The organism is Mogibacterium neglectum, assembly GCF_030644205.1.
In the GTDB taxonomy this organism is placed as follows: domain Bacteria; phylum Bacillota; class Clostridia; order Peptostreptococcales; family Anaerovoracaceae; genus Mogibacterium; species Mogibacterium neglectum.
Genome location: NZ_CP128647.1, coordinates 98929 through 115338, shown reverse-complemented (window position 1 = coordinate 115338; position 16410 = coordinate 98929). Strand labels below are relative to the sequence as shown.

Genomic DNA, 16410 nt, shown 5'->3' with positions numbered 1-16410 from the left:
CTACTTAGTAGTGGTTAGTGACTCGTCACTCTTTCTAAAACCTACTGTCGTCAATGCCATGTAGTACATCATGGTGATTGAATAAGTCGTAAGTGTATTTATCGTCGAGAATATTCCATTTACACAAAATGCTATGGCCGCGAGTGACAAGAATAGCATCTCTAAATTGTTGTCAGTATATTCTTTTTTCCTAAACAATATTATCAAAGCATAAATTCCGGTTGTTATCTCAATAAGCAAGAAGCCAAAACCAGCAATATATCCTCCGTTAAATGTAACCTCGAGAATCGCATTGTGTGACTGTCTCTCGAAGCCCTTCGTATATCCAGGAATGATAAACGTCCTGCTCTTGTGCCCGATAAAACCTAAATGCTGCGAATAAATATACCAGATCCAGATTCTATGCGTTGTAAGCTTGTCTAAATCGCCCCATATTTTCCTCTGTGCTTCAGTCAAGTTTTTCGGCTCCATGTAAGCGAAATGGTATTCATCGACATCCTTGAAGTTACTCATTTCTTTTATTCGACCGAACATCATCTGTGAAATTGTATAATTCTCTTTAATCTTTAATGCCCTAAGGTCTCTCTTTAAAATATTGTCAGAAATTTTATAGGCAGTGGCTAACATAGTCACTGTAATAACAAAAATTATAGCGGTATTTTTAATTGTAAGATGCGATTTAAAAATACCTTTCATTACGATAATTGTATAGAACAAAAGTATTGATAGTATGCCAAGGAAAGATCCTCTACTTTTTGTCATAAGAATTGCAAACCACGACATTCCCATGCCCCAAACTGCTATTGAAAAAACTATCAAGTTTGAGACGTTCTCTAATATATTCTTTTCAACAAAAACCTTCCTATAAATAATATATGCATATACAACAATAAATACATTCAGATAAAACCCTAATATTGTAGGATTTGTTAGAACACCAGTGTACCTAGCGATACTAAATGAGGTCTTGGCAACCATAGGTGAAAATATAATATTTAAAAATAAAATTAGCACCCCAAAAATAGCAATTCCTATTGCAATTCCATCAATAAATATTTCCCTATTTTTCTTGCTTGCAAGTCGATATGAAATCGGCACGAATATGAAACTGTATATAAAGGCCCAAACTAGCTGCTTTGGTGCCTTCTCTACTATTCCTGTAACCGTATAGGATATGATGACAAGAAAAAGAGGTATCCCTAGCCATGCATTTAACCTAACATCCTTATTATCACTCATATCCAACGAAGCAAATATCAGTATTAAGAACACGAAGAATATAACGCTACTAGTAATATTCACCATATTTTGATGGATTCCATAATGTGATAATCTTTCCGTAAAATATGAAAATTTACAGAAAGATGTCATCATCATTCCAAATGCAGATACCGAGATGATTGTATTTTGTCCTTTTTTAATACTAATCTTACCGACTAGCCTATCTATGAAGGCTAGCATATGATTTAAGGTTTTAAGTTCGTACATAATTTGTTCTTTCTCTATACTGTCATAATTTAGAAATTCTGACTTTAAATCGCTTGACCATATCCCTTCACAGATGGAAGATACTTATCAAATAGCCTGTTATTTTCGTTAAACAATCTCGTTGTTTTACTTATCAAGGTGCACTCTGCTTGCCTTCAAAACATGCGCATTGTCGGCCACCCAAAGGTATAGCGATACTACTTGCGTGCGGGCATTTTATTTTTCTATCTTCTTTCTTTTCATCTCCAGTAGTGCACTTACTATGATTCCCACAAAGATACCTGCAACACCACCTGTAACATAGTAACCTTTCGTACTTACACTCTCCGCTTCGAGTGGCTTGCTCGGCATCGAGACCACCTTTAGTATGTCTTCGCCTCTAACCTCTTTGCCAACTTCAACAACAGCTTTGGCTTCTGCATCTGCTAACTTGAGGGCTTCATCTTCAGTATCAGCAGTAATGTAAATATCTACATACTGACCATCCTTATCAAAATCAACTGCAACTCTTGAATTAAGTGCGATTCTGCCTTTTTCATCGAGCCCTGCGTACTGAGCTACACGGTCGAGAGTCTTCGATGATGTCGAAATCTTTGCATAGAGTCCAACAAGCTCCTCATTCTTCTGGATATCCTCAAGGGTGCTTTTCTGATATCCTTCAGCAGGTGTAACTGCGACTGTGAGCTTCGCCTTGTATGAAGTTGTAGCCTTGGACCCTTCAACCTTAGCCATTACAACTGCGCAAACTACCACGCATATAATCATTACTAACGCATACTTCTTCACTAGCTCGATAATCCTCTTCTCAAAGCTATTTCCCATCTTGTAAGTCCTCCATACACTTTCTTAAATCAAATGCAAATTCTTCCTGTTTCTTCTCGACTACTCGATCTCCGACAAATGTTTCTATATTCTTCTTAATATCGTCCATATTGTCGTGAACACTCACCAACGCTTTGCCAATATCGCTGTCATATGCTCCGATTCCGTACTCGTCCAAAACTCTCTTCATCGGTGGATTATCAGTCGTTGCAACAGCAATCCCTTCATATGCGTATTCATAGATTTTCCCCGACGAACAGTAGAGATTGTTTGAATTCTTCTTGTGATACATCGCTATTCCAACATCACACTTAGAGACGAAGTATTTGAGTTCATCCTGGTTTAGTCTAGGTATGAGTTTCACATTCTCGAGCTTGTTCTCTTCGATGAATGATTCTATCTCCTGCTTCTCAGCATTTTCCTTGCAGCCAACTAGGTACAATGTGTTATTGAAGTTTAGCTTCGCTGCTGCTTCGATAAGTTCCTTTGTGCCTCTTTCGATTTCGCAGCCAGCTGTTGATACGATTTTAAATGAATCATCTCCGTTCAGATAGTCGAATTTCAGCTTCATTACTTCCTCTGAAAACTCCTTAGAATACGATAGCTTTCGGAAGTTTTCAAACACGAGTATTGCTCCAATCTTGCCGTACTCTTTCTCCATAACCTGCTTTCGCTCTTCATTTGCGCAGATTGTCAGTGTGGCTTTCGCAATCATCCTCGACTCGAAAAAACAGCCGACCTTACTAGCAAAGCCGTGAGTTTCTCTCTGTAGATATAGCTCCCTCGCATCGTAAATCACAGCTTTAGGTTTAAGAAGCTTATTTAGCTTGAGCGCCGGAACAGTTGCTTTTCTGTTATCAGCAAAGATAAAATCCACGTCTCTATGCTTCTTGCCGATTTCTACGATTTTACGAATAAACTCCTTATAGGACTTATAGTTCACATAATATGAACTGTTATCCATGAAATCATCTTCTTGGGTTGTTGTTATGTCTACGATGTCAGCAAATGAATTTAGGACATCGAGTAATGCCCTCGTCCTACCGTCAAAGTTTTTATTAGCTGCACTGATAAAGAGTATCTTCACTTGCCCTCCTCCGAATTCTATAAACCGTGTATATGATATCCAGTACTAGTGATCCAATAATATAGTTAAAAATAGCGTTGTATGTCGCGCCTCTTCCAATAAGAATAAACAGCGTGCAGACCATACTTGCTTTCATGCATCGCATAGTTGGATCCTTCGTAGCCTTGATAAACTCATCTACGAAGGACACTAGGATTCCATATATAACCCCCAACAAGAAACACATGAATCCAAAATTAGCAAACACATCACCGAAAAGTGTTGGATGCATTGTCCCTCGAGGATTATCAACGTGCATCCACTCTTTATACATATCTATAGCAAAGTCCCTCGGCTTAAATTTGGCTATGGCCGCTGGAACAAACAGCAATGCAAGTCTCATGTATCCTAGCCCCATACCGAATTTGGGGAAGTTATTGTTATGCTCCACAAAGTAGTAGTATGCCTTGATAAGTCCTAGCTCTCCTCCGCCCTTTCTCATATAGTCGATAGATCTCTTAAAGATTTCTCCGATTCCGACCTTAGGGAGTAAAGATATATCTCCTAACCAACGAATCTGCTGGAATACGAACACAGCAAACACAAGAACTATTCCTGCCGATACTCCTACTGCAACCTTCTTGTTATTTTTATTAAAAAGAAAGTAGATGATAAAAGGCGTTATGAAGCCAAGAAGATTATACCTAGATTTTGAATAAAGTGCGCAGAATAAATAAATCGCAAATGCAATCAAAAAACACAGGCGCTTCTTCTTGCATAGGCAAGCAAATCCAATTCCTGAGAAGGCAACCATAATCTTTCCAGCCAAAATCTCTAATGGCGTCTGAGTCATGTTAAGCGTCTGAGTCCATGTTGAGTTGAAAAGAGAATATCCTCTGCCGTAAAATCCTCCAGCCACTATTACGAAGCAAATCAAGTATACACAGAAAATCATTCTGAATAGGCCCTCTGGGGTCTCCTCAAAATCCGCTACCTCCATCTCTAGCTTCTCTGCATTAAACTTTGCAAAATAAAAGAATCTCGTAAACATATAAAGCGCCATAAATAGCACTGCTAACATGGTAGCATTGGCAATTGTTATGTCGGAATAATCTCCTGAATACGCATGCGCTGTGTTAGGAACTGTGAATACCACAAATAACATCGCCCAGAGAACCATCCCCAGTGATTTCTTCCTCCACTCATATAGCAGAATAAGTATATTCAAAATCCACGACAGTAAAATTAGCACAATCTAGTCCTTTCGCTACCCTACACTAGCGGGTAAATAGCTCCTCCGTCACAGAGACCTCCACGGGTCTGTGCCCCACGCGGTCCTCTACAGGTGGAAGCTGGTTGTAATCACCGTACATAAGTGTTAAGTATTCTACGAGTTTAGCTGGAGCATAGAACTCCTCTCCCTCAAAATTAATCTTCTGAGGAGGGAACAGTAGTTCATTTGGAAAAATGATTCTATCCACAAAGGAGAAGCATGTGCAAAATCCATGCTCATTTGGATTTGTATCATAACGCATATACTCTTTTTTTATCTTTCCTTCAAGAAGGCTTTCCGGATAAAGCTTTAAAAGATAGTACTGCATCCTTCTCGCTATGGCTCCGAGCTTCCACTTTAAGCTTTTCTGCGGAACACCTACTCTGTCTGGAATATATTTTTTAAACTGTAATTTATTGAGTTTTAAGCATTTGTCGATGTGCTCATCAAGTCCTTCTATAGGAAGTCCATCATACGGAAATATATCTATATAAATACCGTGATGCATCTTAATGTTGCGCTTATTCCATTCTGTGAACGTTGTACCGTTCTTCCTAACCTTAGCAAATGAGAAAGGAGCGTTGGGATCAGTCGCTCTCGTCTGCACAAAGTATTCATCTCCCAGTTCCTTCTGCGCAATATCCAGAAATTTCTCATAATCCTGACGTGGCATGCCGATATCTATGTCATCATCCCAAGGGATGAATCCTCCATGTCTAACGGCACCAAGAGCTGTTCCACTCTCGATAAAATAAGTTAACCCTCTTTCCTCACAAAGCCTAGCAACTTTTATGAGTATATCTAGCTCAACTCTCTGAACGTCCTTTATCTCTGGAAATGCATCTACATTATAGGTTGTCATCTTCGCTGCTCTCACTCTCAATATCGTTATCGCTCTTGTTCTTGTTCTTTGATTTTGATTTCGACTTTGGATGCTCGATTTCTTTAATCTTCTGACGAGCCTTCTTAATGCTTTCTTCATCAGGTTTCATAACGTATAGCTGCTGATTTCCTGCTGAATACACAGTCGAAAATGCATCGAATCCTTCTAATGAATTGGATTCAAACTTCCACTTCGGATTCTTTCCTAGTTGGAACTTTACAAGGGCCTTAACCTCTGATCTCGTCAGGTTCATCTCCATAGTCGGAGCGAGGTACCTCAGGATTTTGTTATATCTCGTGAGCAGTGTCGTCGATCCCGTAAGCTTTTTCACGATAGCCTTGAGAACTTCCTGCTGGTTACGAACTCTATGGTTGTCGCCATCGCTATATGCATGTCTCTCTCTCGCATATGCCAGTGCCTTAGCACCATCAAGCTGATTCTCACCTTCTACAAAGCGGTATTTCCCGATGTATGAGATAAATGCCTTGTCAGAGTTGATAGTGATTCCGCCGATAGAATTTACGAGATCCTTAAGCGTATTGTAGTTAACCTTTACGTAGTAATTAATCTTAATACCAAGTAAATCTTCCACATCCGAAGTGGTCTCATCGATGCCCATTAGACCTGTATGGGTGAGCTTATCCTTCTCACCATTTTGTAGTTCAACGAGATAATCTCTTGGGATTGAAGTCATGAGAACCTTGTGAGTCTTAGGATTTACCGTAATAATCATATTAACATCGCTACGAGCTTCTTCGGTGATCTTTCCAGTTGTATCCATTCCACTTATGTAAATGTTGAATGGTTTGCTCGTCACATCTACGGCATCCTCTGCTTTCTTCTTCGCAGTAACCTGCCCTAGAAACTCATGTGTAGCAACTGCATATGCAGTTCCAACAGTGTAAACCACCATTAAGATCAAGCTCAATATAAATGCTGTAACCTTTCTGGATCTTTTTATATTATCTCTAAATAGCTGTACGAAGAATACTGCACTTATTATCAGAAGTACGACAAATGCTCCGAGCAGTAGCTTGGAAGGGACTACGTCTAGCACTAGCATAGATGATACGAACACCAGCAGTGCTATTAGATAAAGCAGCGACCATATTTTAGTAAACGTATTGAATTTGCTTTTTCGATAGTTTCTTGCATAACTCATTTATTTAAGCTCCATTCCTTATAATTACCAGTCTTTTAACTGTTTTCTAGCTCAATTTTCTTTAGGCTACGTATGCTATGTATCAGCGCAGGCATTAGCATTGCAGTTGTAATCACTACGACTGTCAATGTAGCCCATGCAGCACCATCAATACCCATGTACTTAATCAGCACAGCATCGAGAACTATATTGCTTATACCCGCAACAATATTTATGTAAAAGTTAAGCTTCACCTTTCTGAGACTTGCAAGCAGGTTGCTCACGTTAACTCTAAGAGTTGACGAGACGAAGTAGTTAACCGAAAGTATTCTGAATACTGTAACGGCGCCCATATACTTAGCACCCCACAATAATTTTATTATCCACGGAGCTAGAATAAATAGCATCCCCGCAATAATAAAATTCATAATGGCGGTGATTCCAATTAGACGTTTGGTGTTCTGCTTAATCCAGCCGTATTCCATGTTGTGCTCTGCAAAATACGGATACACGAAAATCACTACACTATTAGGTATTACAATGAGCGCTTCAGGTATTGTAGCCGCAACCTTGTATATAGCGATTTTTTCAGGACTAACTATGATGTAACCTATGAGGAATACATCCATCAGGATGAGTAAGTTCGAAATCATAGTGTTCGCACACACATATGCTGAATATTTTATCAGCTCTAGCTTCTGATGCCTTGAGAGATAGTTCGCATTTCTTAGTGTCCTAATAGAGTAAAACCTCATCCCAACTAACGATGTTATCATCGTCGCAAGGTAAAGAGCGATGATGATTCCACTAGCTTTTAAGTAATACGCACCGACAATCTCAACAGCCATATAAATAAAGGCATTGAGATTTGATAGGAGGGCATATCGTTTATTCTCTCGCTTGCAACGCATCAGCAGGCAATAATATTGATATATGTAGTATGTCAACGGATATAATGAATATATCATTAACACATGTCTCGCCTCAGCTACCTTTAATGGTGCAAACACCGCACATATGAATACGCCTATTGCAATTGCGAAGTTAAATGCCATTCCGAACTTGAGCGAAAACCAATAGTAGGCCTCTTTTTCCTCTTCAGGCCTCTGTTCTGAGCAGAACTGAAGCATTCCATATATGATACCCATTCCATTCAGAATCAGGAAGAAGGTCATTATATTGTCAGCGTATCCGAAAACTCCGTACTCGCGTTTGGTTAAGAACCTTACAACAAAGACATTCCCGATAAACGTAAACACCTTGTTGAGAAGCCCCGAGCCCATTATATGAACTAGGCCCTTCTGATATATGAATTTAATCTTATCCCGCATGCTTACTGGCCTAAAAACTCCTTGATAACCGATGCCACCTCATTCACGTCATCATCGGAGATATATGGGTGAATTGGCAGCGATAGAACTGTATCGCACAGCCTATTAGTAACAGAACAATCAACGCCATAGTCGTTTTCGCCACTAAACGCCTCCTGATTATGCATCTGCTTAGGATAGTAAATCATAGAAGGGATTGATTTCTCTTTGAGGAATGTCTGCAGCGCATCTCTCTGCTCTCTGTTTTCAAGCTTAATCGTGTACTGTGCCCAGCTGCTTAAAAATCCTTCTGGAACCACAGGTGTAGCAACAGTTCCATTAAGAAGTTCAGTGTACTTAGCTGCTGCGCTGTTAACATCGGCTACTTCATATTCTGCAAATACAGCTAACTTAGGCAATAGGATACCTGCCTGAATGGAGTCGAGTCTGGAATTCATTCCGATGCGCACGTTGTCATACTTCATCTTACCCTTACCGTGTACACAGTAAGATCTGATTAGCTCTGCGGCTTCATCATCATTTGTAAATATCGCTCCACCATCTCCATAGCACCCTAGTGGCTTTGCTGGGAAGAACGAAGTTGTCGAGATGTCTCCGAAGCTGCACGCCTTCTGTCCATTGATTTCACCGCCAAAGCCTTGGGCTCCATCCTCAAGAATCTTAAGGCCATACTTATCTGCAACCTTCCTAATCTCAGGGAAGTTAGCTGGGAGTCCAAATAAGTCTACGGGTACAACCACCCTCGGTCTTAACTTCCCATCAGCGACTACCCCTGTAATTGCCTTTTCTAGCGAAGCGGCATCCATGTTGAAAGTATCCTCGTCTACATCGACGAAAACTGGTGTCGCACCTAAAATTGCAACCACTTCTCCAGATGAGAAAAAAGTGAAGTCGGGAACGAATACAGCGTCACCTTCCCCAATTCCCCATGCCATAAGCGCTAATTCTAGCGCATCTGTTCCATTTCCACAGGTTACACAGTGCTTTACACCAACGTATGCAGCTAGCTTCTCTTCAAGCTCGGAAACTTTGCTACCGCCGATAAACCTGCTACTGGTGATTACTTCGTCAATTTGGCGATCTATGTCATTTTTAAGTGCAGCATACTGCTTCTTTAAATCTCTAAACTCCATTATATTCCTCCGCTCTACTTGAATTCGCCTCGCATATCGGTGCTTGCAAAGTCTGTTAAAGGAAGTCTAACTGGTATTCCTTCCTTCTGGCTCTTGTAAATCGCGAGAACCATCTCAAGTGCATTTCTTCCTGCGACCCCGTCTACATAAGGAGTCCTGTCTTCATTTATCGCTTCGATTACATCGGCAAATAAGCTGGTGTGACCGTTACCGTACACGTTGCTGGTTTCTTCTTCAAGACCTTTATTCTTCTGATCTTCAGAGGTCTCATCTTTGAAATCCCACACATCAATCGTGTTGGTAGATTTGCCGCCGACCTTTACAGTACCGTTCTCTCCGAATAGGTACAGTGTCTCTTCGAGGTTCTGGGGATATACATTGGTGGTTCCTTCGATGGTTCCTATTGCGCCATTCTTGAACTTAACAACGGCAACTCCAACGTCTTCAGCCTCCAGGTAATCGTGGAATTGCTGCCTAGTTGCTCCATAAACTTCAACGACCTCATCTCCCATCATCCATCTGAGAAGGTCAATTCCATGGATACACTGATTCATGAGGCAACCGCCGTCTTCTTCCCATGTTCCTCTCCAAGGCGCCTGGTCGTAATATCCCTTGTTTCTATTCCAACGGACATTTATAGATGCATGCGATAGCTTGCCGAATCGATTTCCTTCAATAGCCTTTCGAACTTCCTGAATGGCTACGTTAAATCTGTTCTGATGACAAGCTGATACTTTTACATGCTTCTCCGCAGCTCTCTTGATTATCTCCTCTGCATCAGCCATATTCATAGCCATAGGCTTCTCGATAATCACGTTGACTCCAGCATCAATTGCATCAAGTGCGATAGCTGCATGCTTCCCACTCTCTGTTGCAATGCTCACAAGCTCTAGGTCATTCTCCTCGAGCATCTTCTTGTAGTCGGTATATCTCTTTATCGACTTGTCTTCTGCTAAATTGTGTTTTTCTAGAATTGCTTCCATCTTTTCTGGCACTACGTCGCATACCGCAACTATTTCTAGATTATTATTTACTGCAGCAGTCACGTGATTTGTTGCGATTCTACCGCATCCAATCAATGCATATTTCATTTAAATATCCTCCGGAATTTTTAGCACTTAATTATCTGTAGTGTATCAAGCTTATAGAAGAGAGATATTATCTCTTTCTTCTACGTCCTTGAATGCGTTGCGAGTATCAAAAATTGTCACTGCATTCTTTCTAATCATCTCATAGTCGTATGCATCGTGTGCAGTTGCGACTAGTATGAGGTCATATCCCTTGATAATATCAGCATTTATCTCGCTGATACCCTCGTGCCACTCTCCATTTCTCTTATACTTTGGAATCCATGGATCATAGAAGTCTGTAACTGCGCCTCTTTCCTTGAGAATATCGATAACATTTAACGCAGGACTCTCTCTGTAATCGTCGATGTTGTTCTTATACGCAACTCCGAGCACGAGTACCTTGGATCCATTAAGCGCCTTCTTATGCTCATTTAGAACAGATGCCGCTCTATCCACTGTGTACTCAGGCATCTTGTCGTTGATTATCATTGAACTTTCAATCATCGATGTGTGGAAACCAAACTCTCTAGCCTTCCATGTGAGATAATATGGATCCAGAGGAATACAGTGGCCACCGAGCCCTGGCCCTGGATAGAATGCTTGGAATCCGTAAGGCTTGGTCTTTGCGGCGTCGATTACCTCCCACAGCGAGATTCCCATCTTGTTGCACAGTATAGCAAGTTCGTTTACGAGGCCTATGTTGATGTTTCTGTATGTATTCTCCAGTATCTTCTCCATCTCAGCGATTGCTGGTGAAGATACCTCATATATCTCACCTTCGAGAACTTCTCTATACATCGCAGAAATTACTTCTGTCGCATCCTTGCCTACAGCACCAACGACCTTTGGAGTATTCTTGGTCTTGTATATCAGATTACCCGGATCAACTCGCTCTGGAGAAAATCCCAGATAGAAATCTTCTCCGCACTTTAAACCTGAACCCTCTTCAAGAATAGGGAGTAGTAGCTCTTCAGTAGTTCCTGGATAAGTAGTTGACTCGAGAACTACCATTGTGTCGCGAGATAGGTGCTTTGAAATTGCCTCTGTCGATAGTTTTACATAGCTAATATCCGGCTCCTGATGCTTATCAAGAGGAGTAGGCACACAGATAGCAATGAAGTCAACATCCTTTACGAACGAAAAGTCGGATGTCGCCTTCATCATGCCACTCTCAACTAGCTCCTTGAGATCCTCATTCACAACATCGCCTATGTAGTTATGACCTTCATTTACCATCTTAACTTTTTCTTCCTGTACATCGAAGCCGATGGTCTTGAAGCCAGCCTTAGCCTTTTCAACAGCAAGCGGAAGACCCACATATCCTAGTCCTACAACACCCACAGTTATGTCACGCTTTGCGATTTTCTCGAGTAAACGTTCCTTCATATTCATATTATTCCCCTTTTCTGACCGAGTTATCTGTTGAACCATTCTATAATATTGCCAAATTCATCAAGCTTAGCTGCTGGAACTGCTGGAACTCCAACCACTAGAGTGTAGTCTGGAACATCCTTCGTTACGACAGCACCTGCTGCTACCATTGCACATTTACCAACCGTGTGTCCGCATACAATCGTCGCATTAGCACCGATCGATGCGCCCTCTTTGACGAGTGTCTTGCCGTAGTTTTCTGAACCCTTTGGGTAGCGAGCTCTAGGAGTGAGATCGTTTGTAAATACGCACGACGGTCCACAGAACACTCCATCTTCGAGTGTAACGCCTTCGTAAACTGATACGTTGTTCTGAATCTTTACTCTGTCGCCAATCTGCACGTTATTTGCAACATTTACATTCTGTCCGAGCGAGCAATTTTCGCCTATTTTAGCTCCAGGCTGTATGTGGCAGAAGTGCCAAATCTTAGTTCCCTTTCCAATCTCTACGTTATCATCTACGTAGCTGCTCTCATGTACAAAGTAATCTGACATTTTATTCCCCCGAAATAATAGTTTTAACTAGCTTGTCTGCGGCATCCCCCGCACCATAGTAGTTTTCTTTTTCCTTTGAAATAACGGTATTGTTAACTTTATCAAGTATGTCTGCTTCATCGATATGCGCGAGTACATTGTGATTTCCGTTCAGTGTCTCCACCCATTCCGTTTGTTCACGTAGTGTTACACACGGTGTATCGAGGATGTACGCTTCCTTCTGAAGTCCTCCGGAATCAGTCACAACCTTAACCGCATTCTTTGTAAAATACAGCATTTCGAGGTAACCGATAGGCTCTACGCATATTGTATTTTTTAGGTGCTCCTCTTCGTTAATCTGCTCAATCATCTTTCTAGTTCTAGGATGTGCCGGGAGAATCACCGGCGCGTCAATTTTTTCAAAAGCTTTGAGTATAGTGCGAACCTTCTCAGGAGTATCGGTATTCTCAGCTCTATGAACCGTAGATAGATACCACTTATCAAGCTCTCCACGTTCACCGAATATGTAGTGAAGTTCTTTGAAATACTGGCTACGTTCCTTCTTATCTATTTCTTGAGAGTAATACAGAACGGCATCGCACATTACGTCTCCGATTCTGTGAACACCCTTCATTATTCCCTCGTTTTCCAGATTTTCAATAGAAGCATCTGTCGAGCAGAAGAGCAAACTCGAGATGTGATCGGTAAGGATTCTATTCTGCTCCTCTGGCATAGACATATTGAAAGATCTAAGCCCTGCCTCTACATGTATTACAGGAATATGAATCTTAGAAGCTGCAAGTGCTCCTGCGATAGTAGAGTTCGTATCGCCATATACCATCAGATAGTCAGGATTCTCCTTAATCAGAATATCCTCTATTCCAATAAGCATCTCTGCAGTCTGTCTTGCGTGTGAACCAGACCCAACACCAAGGTTGTACTTTGGCTTTGGGATGTGGAGCTCCTCGAAGAAAAGCTCAGACATGTTCGCATCATAATGTTGACCGGTGTGAACGATTACCTCTTCGCACACCTGTTCTAGCTTGCGAGAAACTGCTGCAGCCTTTATAAATTGTGGTCTAGCGCCAATTACAGTCACTATCTTCATCGCGTAATACCTCTTCTAATTAAATACCTTTTCAAATTCACTTGCAATATTTTCATAAGTGTACTTACTAAGCACAGCCTCGCGTCCAAGCATTCCCATCCGGGTTCGCTCTTCCTCGCTCATGCCTTGAATCTTCCTGATTGCGTCCTTTATGGCATCATTATCACACGACTTTGTGATAATTCCACACCCCGATTCGCTCACAGGTGTGGATGGCGTCGTTATCGCCATTACAATCGGCTTAGCCGCCATCATGGAATCGAACATCTTGTTCATGCATATTCCGAATCTGTAAAGCGGAGACTCAATCGTACCTATAAATATCGCATCGAAATTGTCGATTACCGCAGGAATCGTCCCCTTCTCGACCGGCGGAAGGAATGTTACATTGGCAATATCGTTCTTCTTCGCATAGCTGATGAGCTCATCCTTGAGCTTGCCCTTACCGACCATGACGAGGTGAATATTCTCGTCACTAAGCTGCTTTGTAACATCTAGCAAGTTGTGTAATCCATACGAAAGCTCATGGCTTCCAAAATATCCGATAACGAACTTACCTTCAGCCTTCAATGTCTTGAATGCTTCTCTATGCTCCTCAGGTAGCTCCTTCGCTGCATCCCACTCATTTATCACAACTCCGTTGGGTATGTACCTGAAGTGATCTGGCTTCATGCCATGCTCAATCACGTAGTCCTTCGCATGCGGTAACAGCGAGACCACGACATCTGATTTCTTATATGCACGATTTTCCGCAAATTGCATAGCTATTACGAACGGATTTTTCTTGCTCATTCCACCGGCTTCATATAGTGTAAGTGGCCACATATCATGAACTTCATGGATATACTTTGCTCCAGCGAGTTTTGCAATGCGGTATGCCGGATAAGAATCGAGCGGATAAGTCGACGATGAGATCACGATATCGGGCTTGTAACGCTCTACGATTTTCTTTTTATTAGCATTTAGCGCCTTACAAAAATGATACATGCTGAACGCCCTAGCAACTCCGTTGCTGTCGTATTCGTCAGTCTTAACCCACACATAGCGAATACCGTCGATTTCTTGCTCCGTAAAATCCTCAGCTATGTCTGGATTTGTCTTTCTTAGATGGGAAAAGCTACCTGCAATAATCGTTACATCATGACCTTTCTTAACAAGTTCTCTCGATATATAGTACGGTCTGAACTCCATTCCCATCTCAGGAGATCCTGCATAGTGATTAATGAGAAGAACTCTCTTACCCTTCTTCTCCATCACTTCTACGAATTTATTTGCCAATCTGTCATACGTGTACTCATTCGAAACTAAATTGTGTCCACGCATTCCCATGTTCTTAAGTTCCTCAGCCGGGAGGCTCTTGAGCTCCTCAATCGCTTTGATATAGCTCTCTATATCTCCCGCCTTTGTAACAATACCCGCCTCTGCTTTCTCAACTATAGTCTCTGGTGTAGTCACAGACATGAGCAGTGGTTTTCCACCCATCATCGCATCGAACATCTTATTCATGCATATTCCAAATCTATATAGCTTGGTATTTGCAGCAAAAATAGTAACTATATCGAAATAACTGATGAGATTAGGAATCGCACCCTTGTCGATTGCAGGAAGAAAAATAACATTATCTATAGCTTGATCCTTAGCACACTGTATAAGCCTATCCTTATAGCTACCATCACCAACCAGCACAAAACATACATCCCTGTCAGTGATTTTCTTTGCAACAGCGAGAAGCATATCTAGGTTATTAGATATGGAATGCCCTCCAAAATATCCCACTATGAACTTGCCTTCGGCCTTCATCTTGTTAAGAATCTCGTTGTGCTCTTCAGGTATTGGCGCAGGGCTTTCCCACTCTTCCTTGATTACACCATTGGATATGCAGTTAAATTTCTCTTCAGCGAGACCATGCTGAACCATGTAATCCTTAGAGTGATCAAGTAGCGAAACAACCTGGTCACAATGACTGTATGCAAAGTCCTCCGCGCGCTGCATAAGCTTTACAAACGGATTACTCTTCGACATTCCACCTAGCTCGTATAGTGTAGAAGGCCACATGTCGTGAACCTCGTGAATGTACTTTGCTCCGGAAAGCTTTGCAATCTTATCTGCACCATATGTATCTAGCGGATAAGTCGATGATGCTATTACCGCGTCTGGCTGGTAGTGCTTAGAGAGGTATTCTGCATTTGAAAATAGCTTTCTGCTGAACTCGAACATGCTGAATGCGCGCGCCAATCCGTTGCGAGTGTATAAAGCCGTCTTAATCCATACATAGCGAATTCCGTCAATCATCATCTCTTCGAAATTTTTCGAAATCTGAGGGTTTAACTTTCTTAGATGCGAATACCCACCAGCTATTATCGTGACTTCATGACCCTGCTTGATCCACTCTCGAGATAGATAATATGGCCTGAACTCCATTCCCATCTCCGGCGAACCGGCATAGTGGTTAATCAGTAATATCTTCAAACTATCCTCCAATACGCTCATTTAAGTAGCAGTGATTGTAATGTATATCCGTACAGCTTACTTTAAAACGGCACCGACCGTCTTCAGCATAGTCTTGATTTCCCCGATAAAGCCAAAGTTCCTGAGTGCATCAAGATTATATTTCATCTTCTCTGGCAAAACTTTATCTACGTACACCTCGTCTGGGTTCTCCGCTCTTCCGATGAGTTCATTCTCATCTTTATATGTTATGCTGGCTTCGGATGTCACTCCTGCTGGAAGCAGAAGTGTCGCAAGCATCTCTTTCGAGTAACATGCCACGTATCTCGGAACCTCCGGTCTCGTGCCAACAAACGACATATCGCCAGTGATTACATTGAGAAGCTGCGGAAGCTCATCCAGTCTGTACTTTCTAAGTTTATTGCCTATTTTAGTAACTCTAGGATCATTTTCCTGAGTTACCTGTGCACCGAGCTTCTCAGCATTTATAACCATAGTTCTGAACTTGAAAATTCTGAATTCTCTACCATTAGTCGTAACTCTTACCTGCCTGAAAAACGCTGGTCCTGGATCATCTATCTTAATCAAGACAATCAAGATTAGAAGTATAGGCGAGATTACGATGGTCATCAGCAATGAAACTACGAAATCAAATAGTCTTTTTACTATAAGCGAGCCTTTTCTCGAGCTCAGGATGTCGTAATATTCTTTTACTTCATCGCATCTCATATGCTCTGGTAAGT

At 41.5% G+C, this 16410-nt stretch carries 14 protein-coding genes; all 14 read right to left on the bottom strand.

Features of this window, described 5'->3' with window-relative positions:
• The 14 genes from QU661_RS00520 to QU661_RS00455 all read right to left on the bottom strand — a co-directional run bounded on the left by QU661_RS00520 (position 1) and on the right by QU661_RS00455 (position 16396).
• Positions 1-1488, bottom strand: a complete 1488-nt coding sequence (locus tag QU661_RS00520; protein ID WP_304989831.1) for an O-antigen ligase family protein — start codon at positions 1486-1488, stop codon at positions 1-3.
• 216 nt (positions 1489-1704) lie between these two features.
• A complete protein-coding gene (locus QU661_RS00515; RefSeq protein ID WP_304989830.1) occupies positions 1705-2310 on the bottom strand; it encodes a YveK family protein in 606 nt (201 codons plus the stop codon).
• Positions 2300-3397: a glycosyltransferase gene (locus QU661_RS00510; protein WP_304989829.1), complete on the bottom strand. Its 1098-nt coding sequence runs from the start codon at positions 3395-3397 to the stop codon at positions 2300-2302. Before QU661_RS00510 ends, QU661_RS00515 begins: the two co-directional genes overlap by 11 nt.
• On the bottom strand, positions 3369-4628 hold the full coding sequence (locus QU661_RS00505; protein ID WP_304989828.1) for a hypothetical protein: 1260 nt from the start codon (positions 4626-4628) through the stop codon (positions 3369-3371). Before QU661_RS00505 ends, QU661_RS00510 begins: the two co-directional genes overlap by 29 nt.
• A gap of 25 nt (positions 4629-4653) precedes the next feature.
• Positions 4654-5511, bottom strand: a complete 858-nt coding sequence (locus tag QU661_RS00500) for a LicD family protein (protein WP_304989827.1) — start codon at positions 5509-5511, stop codon at positions 4654-4656.
• Positions 5498-6694, bottom strand: coding sequence for an LCP family protein (locus QU661_RS00495; protein ID WP_304989826.1), 1197 nt, complete (start codon positions 6692-6694; stop codon positions 5498-5500). Before QU661_RS00495 ends, QU661_RS00500 begins: the two co-directional genes overlap by 14 nt.
• A gap of 35 nt (positions 6695-6729) precedes the next feature.
• Positions 6730-8004 carry an oligosaccharide flippase family protein gene (locus tag QU661_RS00490; RefSeq protein WP_304989825.1) on the bottom strand — a complete coding sequence of 425 codons (1275 nt, stop codon included), beginning with the start codon at positions 8002-8004 and terminating at the stop codon, positions 6730-6732.
• Positions 8005-8006: 2 nt separating this feature from the next.
• Positions 8007-9137: a DegT/DnrJ/EryC1/StrS family aminotransferase gene (locus QU661_RS00485; RefSeq protein ID WP_304989824.1), complete on the bottom strand. Its 1131-nt coding sequence runs from the start codon at positions 9135-9137 to the stop codon at positions 8007-8009.
• A gap of 14 nt (positions 9138-9151) precedes the next feature.
• Positions 9152-10228 carry a Gfo/Idh/MocA family protein gene (locus QU661_RS00480; RefSeq protein WP_304989823.1) on the bottom strand — a complete coding sequence of 359 codons (1077 nt, stop codon included), beginning with the start codon at positions 10226-10228 and terminating at the stop codon, positions 9152-9154.
• 51 nt (positions 10229-10279) lie between these two features.
• Positions 10280-11599 carry a nucleotide sugar dehydrogenase gene (locus QU661_RS00475; RefSeq protein WP_330692447.1) on the bottom strand — a complete coding sequence of 440 codons (1320 nt, stop codon included), beginning with the start codon at positions 11597-11599 and terminating at the stop codon, positions 10280-10282.
• A 23-nt stretch (positions 11600-11622) separates the two neighbouring features.
• Entirely contained in the window at positions 11623-12132 is a 510-nt protein-coding gene (locus QU661_RS00470; protein ID WP_106057799.1) for an acyltransferase, read from the bottom strand.
• A gap of 1 nt (position 12133) precedes the next feature.
• The gene (gene wecB, locus QU661_RS00465; protein WP_304989822.1) at positions 12134-13219 is read right to left on the bottom strand and encodes a non-hydrolyzing UDP-N-acetylglucosamine 2-epimerase; all 1086 of its coding nucleotides are present in this window, start codon (positions 13217-13219) and stop codon (positions 12134-12136) included.
• A gap of 15 nt (positions 13220-13234) precedes the next feature.
• Positions 13235-15688 carry a glycosyltransferase family 4 protein gene (locus tag QU661_RS00460; RefSeq protein WP_304989821.1) on the bottom strand — a complete coding sequence of 818 codons (2454 nt, stop codon included), beginning with the start codon at positions 15686-15688 and terminating at the stop codon, positions 13235-13237.
• 57 nt (positions 15689-15745) lie between these two features.
• On the bottom strand, positions 15746-16396 hold the full coding sequence (locus tag QU661_RS00455) for a sugar transferase (protein ID WP_304989820.1): 651 nt from the start codon (positions 16394-16396) through the stop codon (positions 15746-15748).
• Positions 16397-16410: the final 14 nt, after the last annotated feature.

Excerpts from the sequence above, each read along its gene's own strand:
- QU661_RS00470 (WP_106057799.1), bottom strand. The coding sequence starts at position 12,132 with ATGTCAGATTACTTTGTACATGAGAGCAGCTACGTAGATGATAACGTA.
- QU661_RS00485 (WP_304989824.1), bottom strand. The coding sequence starts at position 9,137 with ATGGAGTTTAGAGATTTAAAGAAGCAGTATGCTGCACTTAAAAATGAC.
- QU661_RS00520 (WP_304989831.1), bottom strand. The coding sequence starts at position 1,488 with ATGTACGAACTTAAAACCTTAAATCATATGCTAGCCTTCATAGATAGG.
- QU661_RS00455 (WP_304989820.1), bottom strand. The coding sequence starts at position 16,396 with ATGAGATGCGATGAAGTAAAAGAATATTACGACATCCTGAGCTCGAGA.
- QU661_RS00490 (WP_304989825.1), bottom strand. The coding sequence starts at position 8,004 with ATGCGGGATAAGATTAAATTCATATATCAGAAGGGCCTAGTTCATATA.
- QU661_RS00515 (WP_304989830.1), bottom strand. The coding sequence starts at position 2,310 with ATGGGAAATAGCTTTGAGAAGAGGATTATCGAGCTAGTGAAGAAGTAT.
- wecB (WP_304989822.1), bottom strand. The coding sequence starts at position 13,219 with ATGAAGATAGTGACTGTAATTGGCGCTAGACCACAATTTATAAAGGCT.
- QU661_RS00480 (WP_304989823.1), bottom strand. The coding sequence starts at position 10,228 with ATGAAATATGCATTGATTGGATGCGGTAGAATCGCAACAAATCACGTG.
- QU661_RS00475 (WP_330692447.1), bottom strand. The coding sequence starts at position 11,599 with ATGAATATGAAGGAACGTTTACTCGAGAAAATCGCAAAGCGTGACATA.
- QU661_RS00500 (WP_304989827.1), bottom strand. The coding sequence starts at position 5,511 with ATGACAACCTATAATGTAGATGCATTTCCAGAGATAAAGGACGTTCAG.
- QU661_RS00495 (WP_304989826.1), bottom strand. The coding sequence starts at position 6,694 with ATGAGTTATGCAAGAAACTATCGAAAAAGCAAATTCAATACGTTTACT.